The organism is Actinokineospora auranticolor, assembly GCF_041897805.1.
Classification (GTDB): Bacteria; Actinomycetota; Actinomycetes; order Mycobacteriales; family Pseudonocardiaceae; genus Actinokineospora; species Actinokineospora auranticolor.
This window is the reverse complement of sequence record NZ_CP154825.1, coordinates 837,751-854,673: the sequence shown is the minus strand read 5'-3', so window position 1 is coordinate 854,673 and position 16,923 is coordinate 837,751. Positions and strand designations below refer to the sequence as shown.

Genomic DNA, 16,923 nt, shown 5'->3' with positions numbered 1-16,923 from the left:
ACCAACGGCAACACGACCACCGCACGATCGGGGGACATCTCACCCGGCAGAGATGCGGTTTCCGGTCACACTCCGGGAATGCCAGGCCCGCGCGCACACGGCGTCCCGCCACGGCGTGACCAGCCGCCGAGTGACGGGACGCGGCCAACCACCGCTCACCGCGCGACGGCGAGCGGGCCCATGGTGAACTCCGGGTCGATCTGGTCGGCGAGGTCGCGGCCCGCGCGCTCGTTGCCCCACGCGCGCGCGTTGCGCAGGTGGAACTCCACCGTCTGCCGCTGGAACTTGGCCCAGTCCTTGTCGACGCCGTCGAGCAGCGCCCGCATCGCGCGCAGCGCGTCGCGGTTCTCCGGTTCCAGCGCGTCGATCGGCCGCACCTCGCCGCGCTCGGCGGCCCGGACGTGGGCCGAGCGGCTGACCCAGGTGAGCAGGTCGGCGCCGACGTGCTCGCGCAGGAACGCCAGGTCCTCGGCGTCGCTGATCTTGTTGCCCACCACGGCGATGCGCACGTCGAAGTCGCGCGCGTAGTCGCGGTACTGGCGGTAGACGCCGATGCTGCGCACGGTCGGCTCGCACACCAGGAAGGTGACGTCGAACCGGGTGAACAGCCCGGAGGCGAAGGAGTCCGCGCCCGCGGTCATGTCGACCACGGCGTACTCCCCCGGCCCGTCGACCATGTGGTTGAGCAGCAGCTCCACCGCGCCGACCTTGGAGTGGTAGCAGGCGACGCCGAGGTCGGACTCGGCGAACGGGCCGGTGACCGCGATCGGCACGCCGTCGACCGCGCGCACGAACCGGTCGTAGACCGGGTTGGGCTCGGCGACGCGGACCAACCGCGAGCCCGCGCCCGGCGGCGTCGTCTTGATCATGTCGGCGGCCGAGGGCACGCGCGGGTTGTCACCGCGCAGGTAGTCCTTGATCGCGGCCAGCTCGGCGCCGAGCGTCGGCAGCACCAGCGACTCCGGCGCGCCGAGCGCGGCGGCGAGGTGCTGGTTGATGTCGGCGTCGAGGGCCAGCAGCGGTGGTGCCGGTGTCTCGGCGGCCAGGTGGCGCAGGAACAGCGACGCGAGCGTGGTCTTGCCGCTGCCCCCCTTGCCTACGAAGGCGGTCTTCACGTGGGTCTCCCAGGTGACTGCGGGACGGGGACGCACTACTGGTATCGGTTTTCATTATCCGAAGCAAGCCGGATCACCCGAATGTGATTCGCTCGGCGGTATTTCCCAGTGTCGTGGCGTTTCCGTGGGACCGACGTCACCCGAAAGCACGGTCAAGTCCGGGCGTTCCGGCGCGGACGGCTGTTCAGTTGGGCCCCTACTGGGGCTGGGTGATCTGCGCGTTGGGCAGCTTGCGGAACTGGTCGAGCACCGCCGGGTCCTGCATCGCCATCCACTCGATCACCTCGGAGTAGGTCGCGCAGACCGTTTCCGGATTCGTGCACACCTCACCCATGAACTGCTGGGTCGCGTTCAGGAAGGCCCCGCCGGACCAGGTGTTGAAGTGGTTGCCAACCACCATGGGGGCGCGGTTGCCGTCGAACGCGGCCTGGTACGCGCGCTGGTAGGTCTCCAGGGTGATCCTGGTGAACTCCGGTGCCCGCGCCGGGTCGTCCTTGGCCTTGTTGAGCATGAACCAGAAGTTGTAATCCATCATGATTGTCTTCTTGTAGTTCGCACCGGGCACGCGAACCGAGGGCATGGCAAATTCCCACACCCCGCCCTGCCGCGTCGGCCAGGCCAACCCGTCCGAGACCTGGCTGGAGTCGTAGGTCATGCCGCGCGCGGTGAGCGCCGGGAACAGCTGGTCGAACCGGCCCTCCAGGCACGGTGTCCGGCCGCCCTTGATGGCCTTGGGATCGATCCGCAGCCCCTGGGTCGCGGTCGCCCGGTCGACGTAGGAGAAGAACTGGTCGAGTTCGCTGTTCCACTGCGCGGTGTCCCACCGGCCGACGCTCGGCTCGGCACCGTGGCAGAAGTGTCCGTTGTAGTGGGTGCCGATCTCGTGGCCCTGCTGCACGGCGGTGTTCAGGTCGCCGATGAGCGCGCGCACGTCGTCCGGCGAGCCGCCGAAACCGATGGACGCCTTGCCCGGTTTGTGGCCGGGACCGGTGTATTCACCTTTTTGCGCATCGGTCAACAGGTAGATACCGGACAAGAATCCGGAAAAGCGCGCGTTGACCTTGCGGGCGAGTGGCAGGAATTGCTGCCAGTGCTCGTGCGAGCCCGCGCCGTCGAATGAGAACAGCACGAACTGCGGCGGTTTCTCCCCCGGGTTCAGCTTGCGCATCCAGGTCGGCGGCTTGACCGCCGACGCCTGCGGGGTCGGCGCGGCGGGCACCGGCTGACCAGCGACTTCCGGTCTGACGGAGCCGATCACGAGTAGTACCACGAAGGTCAGGACCAGCCCGATACCCAGCCCGATCCGATCCCAGCGCCTGGTCATCCCTGCCCCCTACTCGTGCCGGTCTTGCCCTCCCGGGTGGATAGACGCGCACCCCGCCGACGCGTTGCATCGGTGATTTTCGCGTGACCTTTCCCGACCCTACGCCACGCCCCGGCGCGCGGCCCGCACCGGGAATTCATTCAGGCTGGGCGATGACCACCCGGTTGGCCGCGTAGCCGTCGGTGCCGCCCACCCAGCGGCCACCGCAGGTGACGAGGACCACCCGGTGCGGGCCCGACTGGCCGAAGAACTCCTCGGCCTGGGTGGGCAGGCTGTGCTTGTCGACCGTCTCGACGCGGGTGACCCGGTAGCGGAACGCGCGACCCTGTGCGTCCACTACGGACACCGGATCGCCCACCGCCGCCGACCACAACTCGGCGAAGGGACCGGTTTGCCCCTTCCAGTTCACGTGTCCGGCGAAGACGGTGGCGCCCTCGGCGGCGTCCAGCCCGGCGCCCCACCAAGTGGCCTCGCGGACACCGCTGGGCACGGGCAGGGTCGCGTCGGCGGTGAGTTCGCGCCGGACCAGCGCGGCGGTACCGCCCCTGGCCAACCGGAGCGTGCCGGGCCGCTGGCCCGCGGGCTGCCGGGCCGGTTGCTCGGCCGCGGGCTCCTGGGCCACCGGGGCCTGCGTGGTGGGCGCCTGCGTGGTGGGCGCCTGCATGGTCGGTGTGCCGGACGGCGCGGGCGGGCGGATCTGCACGCGCAGGCTCTCCAGCGCGGCGCGGCTCTCGGTGGCGGCTTGGCGGACGCGGGCGACGGCCAGGCCGGTCTCGGCGGGCAGCGCCGCCCCGGGGACCGGGATCGGCGCGGCGACCGCCAGACCGGCGGCCAGGACAATGAGCAGACCCGCCCCACCCGCGGTCACGGGTGGGGCGAGCCGGGAACCTCGGCGAGCCATGCTCGTCAGTGCCCCCAGTCCTTGCGCATCTTGCGGCTGACCGCCTGCGGGCCACGCGCGCGGCGGATGAGCGTGGTGCCGACACCGGTCGCCAGCAGCAGCAGCGCGCCCAGGGTGAGCAAGAGGCCGGTGGACGGCCCGTCGCCACCCACGACCGCCGCTGTGTTCACCGGGTCATCACCGGCCGGGATGGTCTTGGGCACCTTGGGGACGTTCGGCTTGTTGGAGACCGTCAGGTCGAGCGTCGCCCCGTCCTTGATCCGGTCGCACACCGTCGGCGGGGACTGCGGGTTGAACGCCTGCTCGTAGCCCGCGGGCGCGGCCACCTCGATGACGCACACGTCCTGCGGCGTCTTCAGGTCCGGCACGGTCGCCTTGCCGTCCGCACCGGTGACCAGCACGACGGGCTTGCCGTCGGCGCCGACCAGCGGCTTGCCGTCCTGCCCGACGGCCGGTGCGGTCTTGTCCGCGGCGGTGAGCCGCAGCGACACCGACGGGATGCCCTTGCCGGTCTTCTCGTCGAGCTTGGTCACGACCACCTTGCCGGGCGGGGTGACGGCCTCGACCTCGGCGTTGGCCTTGAGCTCCTTCTTGCCGCCGGTGGTGACCACGGCCTGCTTCTTGCCGTCGACCGGCGGCAGGACCGACGGCTTGTCGGCCGGGCTGTCGAGCTTGATGGAGACCTTCGGCTTGGTGCCGGTCGGGACGACGTCGAGCTCGACGCCCGCGCCGTTCTCCTTGGTCTTGACCGTCACCTGCGACTTGCCGTCGACGGTCGCCTGGTCGAGGTCGACCGTGACCGGCACGTTCCCCACACCGCTGCCCGCGGCGTTGCGCACCTCGATGGTCCATTTGTCCGGGGTGCCGATGACCTGCGGTTTCGTCGGCTTGGTGAGCACGGTCGTCCACGGGCCGTGGTTGGCGGTGGCCTCGGCCCGCAGGTCGGCGACCGCCTTCAGCACGTCGGCACGGACGTCGGCGGGCAGGTTCTGCTCGTGCCAGGCGGGGTCGTAGGCGACCTTGTCGAACGTCCGGGTCGGCTGGGTGTCGTGGTCCGGGCCGGAGGGCGCCGTCCAGGTGTGCAGGAGGTGGGCCAGCGCGGCGGCCTTGACGCGGTCCTTGGTCTCCCCGTACTGGAGCAGCAGGTAGGAGATGTTGGCCGACACCGCGGCGTCGATCGGGCCGCCGTACTTGTCGACCAGCGTTTGGGGCTCTCCGTACTTCTCGTTCTTGTCCGGCTCCAGGTAGGCGAACTTGACGCACCAGACCGTCTTGCCGCCGACGATGTAAGAGCCCAGCCAGTCGTGCTTGTCCTTCGGGTAGTTCTTGTACGGCTGTGGCGCCGTGCCGACGCCCAGCCCCTCAACGAACTCTGCGGCCGCTGTTGGCGCCCCGGCGATGAGCAACGATCCCGACAGGGTCGCGATGCCCGCGGCCAAGGCCGCCAACCGGGCACCGAGGGTGATTCGCCGCATGGTGGAAGTCAGCTCCTTGCCGCGCCGGGACGGCGCACACCGCCGGCGCTGGAGTGCGGGGGGACCTCTGGCGGCGCGGCCCGCGCGTCGCGGCCACTTGACGTGACCGGTCGGACACGTGACGCGCACCTCGTGCGAGCCTGGCCCGTCCCCCACCGGGTGACAATCCGCCAGACGGCGAGAAGATCGATGCGCACGCAGCGGTATCTCCCCAGGTCGATCCGCCGGTCGATAGGGTTGACCGCGTCCGATCGGTGTAGGTTCCGCCGAGACGTGCTCACTCTCGGCAGTGGAGCGGGAATCGGGGAACCCGCTCCGGCGTTGGGCCGACTGTGGGTAAAGTAGGTTTTACCCCGACGGGAACCGATCGGCGCGCTCGATCGTTGACCGTGGCGAAGGCGCCATTCAGGCCCAGGAGGATCAGGTGCGTTCTACCAGCAACCCGGCGTTCCGCAACCTGCCGCAGGGCGGCTACGCGGGCTTCCAACCACAGGCTCAGGGCTACCAGCAGGGCCCCGAGTACATCGGCTACAGCGCGCCGGTCACCAACGAGCGCCCGATGACCGTCGACGACGTGGTCACCAAGACCGCGGCGACGCTGGGCGTCGGCCTGGTCACGGGCATCATCACCGCGATCGCCACCGTCTCGCAGTCGATCAACCCGTTCGGCCCGATGATCGGCGGTCTGATCGTCGGTCTGGTGCTGTCGCTGGTCATCATCTTCCGGCGCAAGGCCCCGAGCCCCGCGCTGGTGCTGACCTACGCCGCCGCCGAGGGTGTCTTCCTCGGCGCGATCACGGGCGTGCTCGAGCGGTACGTCCCGGGCATCGGTCTGCAGGCCATCATGGGCACCGGCCTGGTCTTCATCACCATGCTGATCGTCTACAAGACCGGCGCGGTGAAGGTCACCCCGCGCCTGACCAAGTGGATCATCGGCGCGACCGGCGCGGCCGCGGGCCTGCTGCTGATCAACCTGCTGCTGTCCTGGATGGGCATCCAGACCGGGCTGCGCGGCAGCGGCCCGCTGGGCATCGTGATCAGCCTGGTCATCATCGGCATCGCGGCGTTCAACTTCCTGCTCGACTTCGACCAGGCCGACCAGATGATCCGCAGCGGCACCCCGGCCAAGTGGGCCTGGTACGTCGCCTTCGGCCTGATGGCCACCCTGGTCTGGCTGTACTTCGAGATCCTCCGCCTCCTCTGGATCCTGCAGAGCAGCGACTGATCGCCCGATAGCACAAAGTCCAAGCGAGGAGCCCGGCACCCACGTGCCGGGCTCCTCGCTTTTGTGTCGGCTGTGACCACGCGCGCGAGATCGCGCCGGTCTCTGGACTGAGCGGTTCACTCGGCCCCCGCGGGCCGAGTGAACCGGGAGGGAAGTGATCGACTGAAAGGCGATCTCGCCGCCTCGGCGGAGCCGAGGCAAACTGGCACCGTGCGCGCCTTGATCTCGTGGCTCCTTGCCCTGGCCGGCCTCGCGGCTACCGCCTACGGGACCTTCCACCCCTGGTACGAGGATCGACTGGGCAGCACCCTGCCGCTGTCGGACCTGTTCTCCGGCGTGCAACGCGATACGGCACCGGTGATCTCGTCGATGCTGGTGCCCCTGGCCCTGGGCGCGTTGCTGGCGCTGGTGGGCATGTTCCGCGCCAAGGGCCTGATGCAACTGGGCGGGATCCTGCTGGTCGTGTCGACCGGGGTCTGGGTCATCCGGTCCCAGGATGTGATCGACACTTCGGAGTTGCAGATCGGTCTGTGGAACGCGCTGTTCGGCAGCCTCTTGGTCCTCGCCGCCAGCATCATGCGACCCGGCAGGCTCTAGGCGGCCGGGGACTCCGCGCAGGTCGCCAGGATCGTCGAGGCGACGAGTTCCGGGTCGTCGCCCATGGGGACGTGGCCGCAGCCCGGGAGCCACACGTGGGTGGCGTCGGGGAGGAGTTCGCGGGCCTTCCCGGCCTGCCTGGGCCAGAGGATGCGGTCGCGGGTCCCCCACGCGACCGACACCGGCACCGCGGGAGGCGCCGAAGTCCAGAGGTACTCGCGGGCGCCGGAGTCGAGGACGGCGTCGAAGCCGGTACCCGCGCCCATCGCCACCAGGTCGGCGACCATGACCTCAGCGGTCAGGACCGACGGCTTCCCGAAGAGCAGGCTGCCGCCGACGACCCGGACCAACCGCCTGCCGCAGAGTGCCGCCTGGAAGCGTTCGGGGGTACGGCCGAGGCGGCGGACCACACCGAGGACCCGGATGGCCCACGCGCGGTCCCAGGGGGTCCAGAAGCCCGCCGGGGCCAGGGCCGTCGCCGAGCGGACCAAGCCCCGGGACGCCAGCTCCAGGGCCAGCATCCCGCCGAGCGAGTTGCCCGCCACGTGCGGTCGCTCGACGCCGAACTCGGCGAAGGCGTCGGTCAGGGCGGCCAGCGCGCCGGGGACGTCGTAGCGGTGGCCGTCCGGCAGCATCGGTGACGCGCCGAAACCGGGGAGGTCGACGGCGATCACGTCGTGGTGGGCGGCCAGCCGGTCCATGACCGGTTCCCAGGCCTGCAGGCGGTGGCCGATGCCGTGCAGGAGCACGAGCGGGCTACCCGACCCGCGGCGGTCGTGTGTGAGCACGGCGTCCCCCTTGGAACTCAGCCGAACAAGCGGGCCACCCGGCGCAGCAGGCCCGGTGCCAGGCGGGCGCCGAGGCGGGCGAGTTTGGCCTCCGGGGTCACCGCGACCACGGGGCGGTTCTCCTCGACGACGCGGACGATCTCGGTGGCGACGCGGTCCGGGCCGAAGCCGCGCTTGGCGTAGGCCGCGGTGGCGCGCTGGCGGAGGCGGCGCTGTTCGAGTTCGTCGACCCCGGTGAAGGTGGTGGTCTTGGTGATGTCCGTGGCGACGACACCGGGGCACACCGCGGTGACGCCGATGCCGTGGTCGGCCAGTTCGGCGCGCAGGCAGTCGGAGAGCGCGAGCACGGCCGCTTTCGTCGTGGCGTAGGCGGAGAGCGTCCGGCTGGGCAGGTAGGCCGCCGCGGAGGACAGGTTGACGAGGTGGCCGCCCTCCCCCGCCGCCGCCATCAACTCGCCGAACACCCGGCAGCCGTTGGTGACGCCGAGCAGGTTGACGTCGGTGATCCGCCGCCAGTCCGCGGCCGTCGTGCTCAGGAACGGGCCCGCCATGCCGATCCCCGCGTTGTTGACCACCACGTCCGGCACGCCGTGCTCGCCCGCGACGTCGTCGGCGAACCGCCGCATACCGTCCACATCGGACACATCGACGCGGTACGGGTACGCGGCGGGCCCGATGGCCGCGGCCGTGTCGCGGGCCGCCGCCAGGTCGACGTCGGCGACGACCACCTCGGCGCCCCGGTCGGCGAACGCCTGCGCGGTGGCCCGCCCGATGCCGCGCCCCGCGCCGGTCACCACGACGAGCCGGTTGGTGAAGCCCCGGTCCGGTTCGCCCACTTTGGACCGTTGCAGCGCGCGGGTCATCGGCGCGCCGTCGACGTGCGCGGTGAACTCGGCGACCATGCGCGCCAACGGTTCCGGGTGCGACAGCGGCGCCCAGTGCCCGGCGACGACCGGCCGCCGCCACAGCCTGCCGATCCAGCGCTCGAGGTCCTCGGCGAGCGCGGGCGCGACGTACCGGTCGCGGGTCGGGACGATCACCTGGACCGGGACCTCCGCCGGGCGCGGGCGGCCGCGGGTCAGGCGGCTGAACACATTCGCCTGGTACAGCCGGATTCCGCGGTTGCCACCCGCGGGATGCCCCTCGACACCTTCGACGCGGCGCAGCAGGTGGTGCCACCGGGGCCCGATCACCGTGCGCCACAGCAGCGCGGGCAGCACGGGGATCTGGAAGAGGTAGATGTACCAGGAGCGCCCGAGTTGGCCGAGCGCGGCGGCGAGGTTGGCGGGGCTGGGCCGGGCGAGCCTGCGCCGGACCCACCGGCCGACGTGGTCGAGGCTGGGCCCGGAGATCGAGGTGAAGGAAGCGATCCGGCTCGTGGCCCGCGGGTCCGTCACCGCCTCCCACGCCTGGATGGAACCCCAGTCGTGCGCGACGACGTGCACCGGCCGTTGGGGACTGACCGCGTCGGCGACGGCGAAGAGGTCCTCGGCGAGCAGCGGCATCCGGTACGCGGCACGGGAGTTGGGGTTCTTGGTGTCACCCGCGCCGCGGGTGTCGTAGCGCGCGACGTGGTAGTCGGCGGCGAGCACACCCGCGATGTCGTCCCAGAGGCGGTGCGTGTCGGGGAAGCCGTGTACCAAGAGGACAGTCGGCTCACCGGGATCACCCTCGGTGAAGACGGCCAACTCCGCGTCACCGCTGTGCACTGTCCGGCGCCGGGGGCGCGCGGCTCGGCGAAGCGGTTCGGCCATGGCCACTCCCGGGTCCGGCGGATTGCGCGACATCGACGAACGTTACAACCGCCATTGTCACAATGGCAAGGTCCGTCACTCCTGACCGAAGTCCCCCGCGCGCTCGGCCAGCGCGATGAGCCGGTCCCCCATGATCTCCGGGATGACCCGCCGCGCGGAACGGTCCACAGCGGCCCCGAGCGCGGACATGACCAGCGGGTGCAGCCGCGAGATGACATCGGCGAAGTGCGGCAGCTCGTCGCCACCGGGCAGCCAGTCCGGCCCCTTGGGGTCCAGGACGTAGCGGCGCACGAGGCCGACCAGCAGTGCGGTGACCCGGTCGGTCTCGGCCTGCAACTCGGCGGCCAGGCCCAGGGCCTCGGCGAGCGGGACACCGAGGCTGACCAGGTCACGGCCCGCTTCGAGGAGCTTGAGGCTGGGCGCGACCAGCTGCGTGCCGCGTCGTTCGAGGACGCCGAGTTCGAGGGCCGCGCGGATATTGGCGGGGGTGAGCTGCGCGCCGAACATCCGGGTGAGCTGCGCCGCCGTCACCACGGCGGGCGGCTCACCCGCCTGCGCGGCCCCGGTCGCCTCCTCGAGCCCGAGCACGTCGGCCAGGCTGTGACCGGCCCGCCAGGCGTCGAGCATCTCCTTGATCTGCGCGAAGGCGTAACCGCGGTCGAGCATGTTGAGGATCAAGCGGAGCCGCGCCAGGTGCGCGTCGGAGTAGATCGCCGCCCGCCCCTGCCGCGCGGGCGGGGGCAGCAGCTCCCGGTCCTGGTAGACGCGCACGTTGCGCACCGAGGTACCCGCGGCCCTCGCCAGGTCGTCGATCCGGTACTCCGCCACCCGGGGGAGCTTAGACGGCCCGGCTCCGCTCCACTGTGGACAACCCGCCAATACCTCCCGGGACTGACGGCGCGGTGTGAAAAGAGCCAACATTTTCATAGTGGCGAAATATCGACACCACCGAAGTGCTCCGGACGGATTTCGCGCACTGCCGACAGAGGACATTGCGCGTTGCGTAGTCGATTAACCACGTTCCGCAAGTGACCGTCGAATGGAGACGGTGGCGAACCGGTCACCTTGCGAACAAAGCAGGAAGTCCGGTGCTGGCACCCACGTTGACGTGGGCGTCCTCACCGGACTCGGTCCTGCGTAGTCGTGCCCCCGACCGGATTCGAACCGGCACTCGACCCCTTTTAAGGGGGCTGCCTCTGCCTGTTGGGCTACGGGGGCAGGCGCAGCCTAAGGCGCGATTCCCCGATTTGGGACGGGTTTGTGACAACTCCGGCCGGGTGGACCAACCGGAGTTCGGCCGTTTGCCGGTCAGCCCTTGGAGACCCGGGCGAACTCCGCCTTCGGGTCGTTGATCTGCCCCATGGAGATCACCTCGCGCCGGAAGAGCCCACCAGTTAACCAGTCCAGCGTGATGCGGACCTTGCGGTTGAACGTCGGCATCGCCTTGACGTGGTACGCGCGGTGCATGGCCCAGGCGAGGAAGCCCTTGGCCTTGATGTTGGCCACGTCACCCACGCCCTTGTGCAGGCCGAGGCTGGCCACCGAGCCGAGGTTCTTGTGGAAGTAGTCCTTGGGCTCGTCGCCGCGCAGCGCGGCGACGATGTTCTTGGCCAGCAGCCGGGCCTGGCGCACGGCGTTCTGCGCGTTCGGCGCGCAGATGGCCGTCGGGTCCTCGTCGGTGCGCGAGAGGTCCGGCACGGCGGCGCAGTCGCCCGCGGTCCACGCGTCGGTCAGGCCCTCGACGCGCATCGCGGCGGTGGCGCGCAATCTGCCCTGCTTGGTCAGCGGCAGGTCCGACGCGGCCAGCACCGGGCTCGACTTCACGCCCGCGGTCCAGACGATGGTGTCGCTGTCGAACTCCGTGCCGTCGGAGAGCACCACGTGCCCGTTCTCGAACGACTTGGCCAGGGTCGACAGGTACACCTCGATGCCGCGCTTCTCCAGCTGCATCACGGTGTACACGCCGAGGCTCTCGCGCACCTCGGGCAGCACCCGCCCCGCCGCCTCGACCAGCACGAAGCGCAGGTCCTCCGGCTTGACGTTCTTGTAGTACTGGGTGGCGAAGCGGGCCATGTCCTCCAGCTCGCCCAGCGCCTCGATGCCCGCGAAGCCGCCGCCGACGAAGGTGAAGGTCAGCAGCTTCTTGCGCAGCTCGGGGTCGAGCGTGCTGTCCGCCTCGTCGAGCTTGGTCATCACGTGGTTGCGCAGGTAGATCGCCTCGCCGATGGTCTTGAAGGCGATGCCGTGCTCGACCAGGCCGGGGATGGGCAGCAGGCGGGCCACCGAGCCGAGCGCGACGACGAGCACGTCGTAGCCCAGCTCCTCGGTGTGCCCGTCCGGCGCCTCGATCGTGGCGACCTTGCGCGCGTGCTCGACGCCGGTGACCCGCGCGGTGATCACGTGGCAGCGCTTGAGCGCGCGGCGCAGCGGCACGACCACGTGCCGCGGCTCGATCGCGCCCGCCGCCGCCTCCGGCAGGAAGGGCTGGTAGGTCATGTGCGGCTGCGGGTCGACGACGGTCACCGACGCCTCGCCGGAACGCAGCTTCCGCTGGAGTCCGAGCGCCGTGTAGAGACCGACGTATCCGCCACCGAGGATGAGGATCCGGGTGGGCTCCGACTTTCCGTGCGCCATAGAACAATGGTGGCACTGCTCAGCCGCGCCCGCGCGGCGCCCCCGTCGAGGTGTGACCGGGGTCGCTGGGGTGTTTCCGCAGGTGTGACGCGTGTCGCGGCGCCCGCGGGGACAGGTCACAACGCGTGCCCGAGCGGTCGGCCGACGGTCACGCGATCAACGACCACCGGTTCGGGTGTAGGTGTCGCCGCGGGCGCGCCGGGATCCGCGCCGGGACGGGGTGGGCCGGGATCCGCGCCACCGGGGGCACGGCCGGGATCCGCACGCGGTGCTGGTGGGGAGCACCGCGGGCGGGGCGGCGCCGGCCCCCGGCTGGTCGCCGGGCTCGGCGGGCGGCGGCTAACCGCGGGCGAAGTCGATCAACCTGATTATCGACCTGGTGGAGATGTCCAATTTCGGGCCGGGATTCTTCGAATCCCGTACCGAATTACCTCCTGACCACCTCACGAGTTCCACACAGCCGGTGGTGTCACTGTACGAACTTTTTCGCCAGCGCGGACACACATTGCTCATCAAGGTCCCTCCGGGTTGGGCTCCCAAGACGGGAGCACGATACCCGGCGATTATTCGCGACGACCACGAGGACGTGAATCCGCTTCTCGGGTAGCTCCCGGCGGCGCGCTCTCCGCGGCGACGCGCAATTACCACTTGCCAACTCTTATACGCACAGTAGTTATTCCGCGTAACCGGGTGAACCCGTTTTGGTGGCCGATCGCCGCCGGCGGTTGAGCCAAACGGGGCAGCGCAAGCGCACCTGCACGTGCTACCTTGCCAAACGCTGCGGCCCAGCGGCGAGGTGGCGATCTGCCACGTGGCAGATCGCCACCCGGCACTCCCCGATAGCATGACAGCCCGTAGTGAAGTTGATCGAGAGATGACCAGTCGGTCGATCGAGCGGAGCCAGCATGACCAGACAGCGCGACCCCCGGTTCTCCAAGCGCCAGCTCGGCAGGCTGCTGCGCACCTTCCGCGAGCAGGCGGGCAAGACCCAGCCCGAGGTCGCGACCAGGATGGACTGGTCGGTGTCCAAGCTGACCCGGATCGAGAAGGCCACGGTCGGCATCTCCACCACCGACCTGCGCGCGCTGCTCGCCGAGTACGACATGACCGACGAGGAGCTGATCACCGACCTGACCGCGGTCGCCAAGGAGAGCCGCGAGCAGCCCTGGTACGCCCCGTACGACGCGGTGACCACGGAGCCCTTCCGCAGGCTGCTGGCCTACGAGGGCTCGGCGGTGGCCATCCACCAGTTCCACCCGCTGCTGATCCCCGGGCTGCTGCAGACCCGCGAGTACGCGCTGGCCGTGCTGGCCAACCACTACTCCGGGCACGAGCTGGAGCTGGCCCTGGAGGCCAGGATGCAGCGCCAGGCCAGGCAGGCCGCCGACCCGGCGCGGCTGGTCATGCTGATCGATGAAGGCGCGGTGCGGCGCGAGATCGGCGGCCCCGAGGTGCTGCGCGCGCAGCTGCGCGCCCTGCTGACCAGGGCAGCCGAGCCCGCCACCAGCATCCGCGTCGTGCCGTTCACCGCGGGCGCGCACCACGGCCTGTCCGGCGGGTTCATGCTGCTGGAGCTGGACGAGGAGATCAGCGACACGGTGCTGTTCGAGGAGACCGCGGGCAAGGACTACCTGGCCAACGGCGACAGCGACGTGGTCACGACGGCGTGGGAGCGGTTCCTCGCCATCGAGCAGACCGCGCTGTCCGAGCCGGAGACGGCCGCGCTGTTGGCCGGGCTGGTCACCGCGAACTGACGCGGTCCATTCCACCGTCCGCATTCTCGACGTCGCGCGCTCCGAAGTGGGAACCGGCGCGGATAATGTGGGAATGGACCGGCGAAAAGGCAACGCGCGGTTTCAGGAGTCCAGTTCCACCGACCCGGCTGGGGCCACCTCCGCGGTTCGCACGACGATGTCCACGGCGAACCACGACACGGGTTGGAACGTGATGCGGATCTCACCGACCGGTCTGGGCGGTAACCAGCGGGTGAACAGAAATACCAGGGCCCAGGACAGCACGACCAAAGTCGTCACAGTTACCTCGGAGAACCGCCTGGAACAGGGACCCCACCCGGCGCGGCGGTAGCGTTGTGATCATGGTAGCGGGTGCTGTCAATGGTCGCGGGTGGCCCGGGCAGGCCAGGCGGGCTGGGTAGGTTTGGCCGGGTGAACCTGACCATGGACCCCGCTGACCAGCAGATCCGCCGCTTCGAGTGCGTCTGCTGCGCCGCGCCGGTCGCGCGCACCTGGGGTTTCGTCCGCGCCGACGGCAGGCCGTACGCGGTGTACTTCGCCAACAGCTACCGGCACACCGGCCAACCCCGCGACACCTGGATCGACGTCATCCTCGGCACCTGGGACACCGACGAGGCCGACGACCACACCACCTTCGGCTGCCGCGTCGGCCCGGACACCGAAGGCGGCGCCCCCGCGGCGACGGTCGTCCCGGCCTGCCTCGACGGCAGCGCGGGCCGCGCGCACGGACAGGTACTGGACCGCGAAGAAGCCTTGGCGCACGCGCGGCTGCCGGAGTTCTGGGAAGTGGTGAACCTCGTGCTGGACCAGGACGCCACCGTCCACGCCCACCTGAACGGCCCGGGGGACTGACTCAGCCGTCCAGCGCGGTCACCAGGTACGCAAGGGCGTGGGGGCCACGACCAGGGACTCCGCGATCCCGGCGGCGCCCGTTCCACCAATCGCCCTGTTCCACGTCACGTGGAACGGCCTGTCCGCGGAACGCGGTCGCGTCGAGTACCGGGGGTCTACCCCTGGATCCCGGCGGCGTCGCGGGCCGCTGCGAGGACGTCCTCCAGCATCGCCGGGGTGAGGCGGCCGGTGAAGGTGTTCTGCTGGCTCACGTGGTAGCAGCCGAACAGGCGCAGCGGCGGGCCGCCGTCGCGGGCGGGGAGGGTGTGGTGGACGCCGTGGCCGAACTTCGGCCTCGGGACCGGGACCTCCCACACCGCGCCGAGGATAGGGAGGAGGGCTTGCCAGCCGAAGGCGCCGAGGACCACCACCGCGCGGAGGGTGGGGCGCAGCAGGGTCAGCTCCCGCTCGAGCCAGGGGCGGCAGGTGTCGCGTTCGGCCGGTGTCGGCTTGTTGGCCGGTGGGGCGCACTTCACCGGGGCGGTGATCCGGGTGCCGATCAGCTCCAGGCCGTCGCCGGTGTGGGTGGCCGTCGGCCGGGTGGCGAGGCCGACGGCGTGCATCGCGGCGTAGAGGACGTCACCCGAGCGGTCACCGGTGAACATCCGGCCGGTGCGGTTCGCGCCGTGCGCGGCGGGCGCGAGGCCGACGACGCCCAGCGCGGCGTCCGGTGGTCCGAAGCCGGGGACCGGCCTGCCCCAGTAGTCCCAGTCCCGGAACGCCGCCCGCTTCACCCTGGCGACCTCCTCCCGCCAGGCCACCAGCCGGGGGCAGGCCCGACAGTCGGGCACGGCCCGGTCGAGGTCGGCGAGGGTGGTCTGGGCCACCGGGTCAGCGCGGGTCACAACGAGGTATCACACCACGTCACGGCCACCCGCACCGCCACTATGGTCTGGACATGGCAACAAAGGACGCGGCAGACGACGAGCCCAAGACCGCGGCGGCGGAACCGACCGACGACCTGGTCACCACCGCGCACTCGATGACGGTGCGCAGGCGCAAGCTGAACTACACCACCACCACCGGACGCGTCGTCCTGCGCAAGGAAGTGGTCACCGACGGCAAGTTCGAGGGGCACAAGCCCAAGGCCGAGGTCTTCCTCACCGCCTACACCCTCGACGGCGCCGACCCGGCGCGCAGGCCGGTCACCTTCGCCTTCAACGGCGGCCCCGGCTCGGCGAGCATCTGGCTGCACCTGGGCCTGCTCGGCCCGCGCCGGGTGGTCACCGGGGACGCGGGCGAGCCGGTCGGGCCGCCGTACTCGCTCGTGGACAACCCGGACACCCTGCTGGCGCACAGCGACCTGGTCTTCATCGATCCGGTCAGCACCGGCTACTCGCGCGCCGTGACCGGGGAGAAGCCCGGGGACAACTACGGCTACCAGGCCGACATCGAGTCCGTCGGCGAGCTGATCCGGTTGTGGACCACGCGCAACGGCCGGTGGGTGTCGCCGAAGTTCCTCGCCGGGGAGTCCTACGGCACCACCCGCGCCGCCGGGCTCGCCCACCACCTGCAGTCCCGGCGGGGCATGTACCTGAATGGTCTAATCCTTATCTCGTCCGTACTGGACTTCGGCACGATCCACTTCACCGAGGGCAACGACCTGCCGTACTCCCTCTACCTGCCGACCTACGCGGCCATCGCGCACCACCACGGCCTGCACGGCGACCGGGAGCTGCGCGACGTGCTCGCCGAGGCCGAGGAGTTCGCCGCGCGCGACTACCCGTACGCGCTGGCCAAGGGCGCTCGGATGTCCACTGAGGAGCGTGCGGGAATCGCCGCCAGGGTGGCGGAATTGACCGGTCTGTCCCCGGATTACGTCGACCGGGCGAACCTGCGGGTCGAGCACGTGCGCTACTTCACCGAACTCCTGCGGGATCGGCGGCAGGTCGTGGGCCGGATGGACGGCCGCTTCACCGGCTGGGAGGACAACTACACGCACGAGCGGTTCACCGACGACCCCTCGATCAGCAGCATCATCGGGGCGTACACCGCTGGTATGAACCACTACCTGCACGCGGAGTTGGCCTACCCCAACGACTTGCCGTACGAGGTACTGAGCATGGACGTGAACCGGGCCTGGTCGTACAAGGAGTTCGAGAACGCGCACGTCGCGGTCACCGACAAGCTCGCCGCGGCCATGCGCGTCAACCCCCACCTCCGGGTGTACGTCGGATCCGGGTACACCGACGGGGCCACGCCGTACTTCGCCACCGAGCACTCGTTGGCACAGCTGAGGATTCCCGACGAGCTGCGGGACAACATCGAGGTTTCCTACTACGAGGCCGGGCACATGATGTACGCCCACGAGCCCTCGCGGTTGCGCCAGTCGAAGGACATTGCGGCATTTGTGAACCGAAGTTCCAACCACTGAGCGGTGCTCACGCTCGGCCCCGGGCACTACATTGGGGTGCCTGCCCCCGTCCGCGTAGGGCGGGGACGACCCCTCAGCCTGCTGTGCCTCC

At 70.4% G+C, this 16,923-nt stretch carries 16 protein-coding genes and 1 tRNA gene; 5 read left to right on the top strand and 12 right to left on the bottom strand.

Annotated features, from left to right (window positions below; translation table 11 throughout):
• Positions 1 to 155: 155 nt before the first annotated feature.
• The 4 genes from V5P93_RS04190 to V5P93_RS04175 all read right to left on the bottom strand — a co-directional run bounded on the left by V5P93_RS04190 (position 156) and on the right by V5P93_RS04175 (position 4,815).
• Positions 156 to 1,115, bottom strand: a complete 960-nt coding sequence (locus tag V5P93_RS04190; RefSeq protein WP_104477150.1) for an ATP-binding protein — start codon at positions 1,113 to 1,115, stop codon at positions 156 to 158.
• 196 nt (positions 1,116 to 1,311) lie between these two features.
• The gene (locus tag V5P93_RS04185; protein WP_104477152.1) at positions 1,312 to 2,439 is read right to left on the bottom strand and encodes a polysaccharide deacetylase; all 1,128 of its coding nucleotides are present in this window, start codon (positions 2,437 to 2,439) and stop codon (positions 1,312 to 1,314) included.
• Positions 2,440 to 2,575: 136 nt separating this feature from the next.
• Positions 2,576 to 3,340: a class F sortase gene (locus V5P93_RS04180; protein ID WP_104477154.1), complete on the bottom strand. Its 765-nt coding sequence runs from the start codon at positions 3,338 to 3,340 to the stop codon at positions 2,576 to 2,578.
• A 5-nt stretch (positions 3,341 to 3,345) separates the two neighbouring features.
• The gene (locus V5P93_RS04175) at positions 3,346 to 4,815 is read right to left on the bottom strand and encodes a collagen binding domain-containing protein (RefSeq protein ID WP_181043320.1); all 1,470 of its coding nucleotides are present in this window, start codon (positions 4,813 to 4,815) and stop codon (positions 3,346 to 3,348) included.
• A 424-nt stretch (positions 4,816 to 5,239) separates the two neighbouring features.
• Here V5P93_RS04175 and V5P93_RS04170 point away from each other — a divergent pair, with 424 nt between their 5' ends.
• Together V5P93_RS04170 and V5P93_RS04165 are read left to right on the top strand one after the other, a co-directional pair.
• Positions 5,240 to 6,040, top strand: a complete 801-nt coding sequence (locus tag V5P93_RS04170) for a Bax inhibitor-1/YccA family protein (RefSeq protein WP_104477156.1) — start codon at positions 5,240 to 5,242, stop codon at positions 6,038 to 6,040.
• Between the two features lie 210 nt (positions 6,041 to 6,250).
• Positions 6,251 to 6,637 (top strand): hypothetical protein, encoded by a 387-nt coding sequence (locus V5P93_RS04165; protein WP_104477158.1) that lies wholly within the window; start codon positions 6,251 to 6,253, stop codon positions 6,635 to 6,637.
• On the opposite strand, the gene V5P93_RS04160 is transcribed toward V5P93_RS04165, so the two are convergent.
• From V5P93_RS04160 to V5P93_RS04135, 6 genes are all read right to left on the bottom strand, one after another.
• The gene (locus V5P93_RS04160; protein WP_245931052.1) at positions 6,634 to 7,425 is read right to left on the bottom strand and encodes an alpha/beta fold hydrolase; all 792 of its coding nucleotides are present in this window, start codon (positions 7,423 to 7,425) and stop codon (positions 6,634 to 6,636) included. The genes V5P93_RS04165 and V5P93_RS04160 overlap by 4 nt on opposite strands.
• Before the next feature lie 17 nt (positions 7,426 to 7,442).
• Positions 7,443 to 9,179: an SDR family oxidoreductase gene (locus V5P93_RS04155; RefSeq protein ID WP_219823919.1), complete on the bottom strand. Its 1,737-nt coding sequence runs from the start codon at positions 9,177 to 9,179 to the stop codon at positions 7,443 to 7,445.
• A gap of 75 nt (positions 9,180 to 9,254) precedes the next feature.
• Positions 9,255 to 10,007 (bottom strand): MerR family transcriptional regulator, encoded by a 753-nt coding sequence (locus tag V5P93_RS04150; protein ID WP_104477161.1) that lies wholly within the window; start codon positions 10,005 to 10,007, stop codon positions 9,255 to 9,257.
• Positions 10,008 to 10,323: 316 nt separating this feature from the next.
• Positions 10,324 to 10,397 (bottom strand) — tRNA-Leu (locus tag V5P93_RS04145).
• A gap of 90 nt (positions 10,398 to 10,487) precedes the next feature.
• Positions 10,488 to 11,813 (bottom strand): NAD(P)/FAD-dependent oxidoreductase, encoded by a 1,326-nt coding sequence (locus V5P93_RS04140; protein WP_104477163.1) that lies wholly within the window; start codon positions 11,811 to 11,813, stop codon positions 10,488 to 10,490.
• 339 nt (positions 11,814 to 12,152) lie between these two features.
• A complete protein-coding gene (locus V5P93_RS04135) occupies positions 12,153 to 12,326 on the bottom strand; it encodes a DUF397 domain-containing protein (RefSeq protein ID WP_104477165.1) in 174 nt (57 codons plus the stop codon).
• A 392-nt stretch (positions 12,327 to 12,718) separates the two neighbouring features.
• Between V5P93_RS04135 and V5P93_RS04130 the strand changes: the two genes are divergently transcribed.
• Positions 12,719 to 13,567, top strand: coding sequence for a helix-turn-helix transcriptional regulator (locus V5P93_RS04130; RefSeq protein ID WP_104477167.1), 849 nt, complete (start codon positions 12,719 to 12,721; stop codon positions 13,565 to 13,567).
• A 102-nt stretch (positions 13,568 to 13,669) separates the two neighbouring features.
• Here V5P93_RS04130 and V5P93_RS04125 read toward each other — a convergent pair whose 3' ends face one another.
• Entirely contained in the window at positions 13,670 to 13,846 is a 177-nt protein-coding gene (locus V5P93_RS04125) for a hypothetical protein (protein ID WP_181043321.1), read from the bottom strand.
• Positions 13,847 to 13,978: 132 nt separating this feature from the next.
• Here V5P93_RS04125 and V5P93_RS04120 point away from each other — a divergent pair, with 132 nt between their 5' ends.
• A complete protein-coding gene (locus tag V5P93_RS04120; RefSeq protein WP_104477168.1) occupies positions 13,979 to 14,419 on the top strand; it encodes a hypothetical protein in 441 nt (146 codons plus the stop codon).
• 155 nt (positions 14,420 to 14,574) lie between these two features.
• Here the strand turns inward: V5P93_RS04120 and V5P93_RS04115 are convergent, their stop codons facing one another.
• The gene (locus tag V5P93_RS04115) at positions 14,575 to 15,303 is read right to left on the bottom strand and encodes a uracil-DNA glycosylase (protein WP_104477170.1); all 729 of its coding nucleotides are present in this window, start codon (positions 15,301 to 15,303) and stop codon (positions 14,575 to 14,577) included.
• A 53-nt stretch (positions 15,304 to 15,356) separates the two neighbouring features.
• Between V5P93_RS04115 and V5P93_RS04110 the strand changes: the two genes are divergently transcribed.
• A complete protein-coding gene (locus V5P93_RS04110) occupies positions 15,357 to 16,832 on the top strand; it encodes a S10 family peptidase (protein ID WP_104477172.1) in 1,476 nt (491 codons plus the stop codon).
• The last annotated feature ends 91 nt before the right edge of the window (positions 16,833 to 16,923 follow it).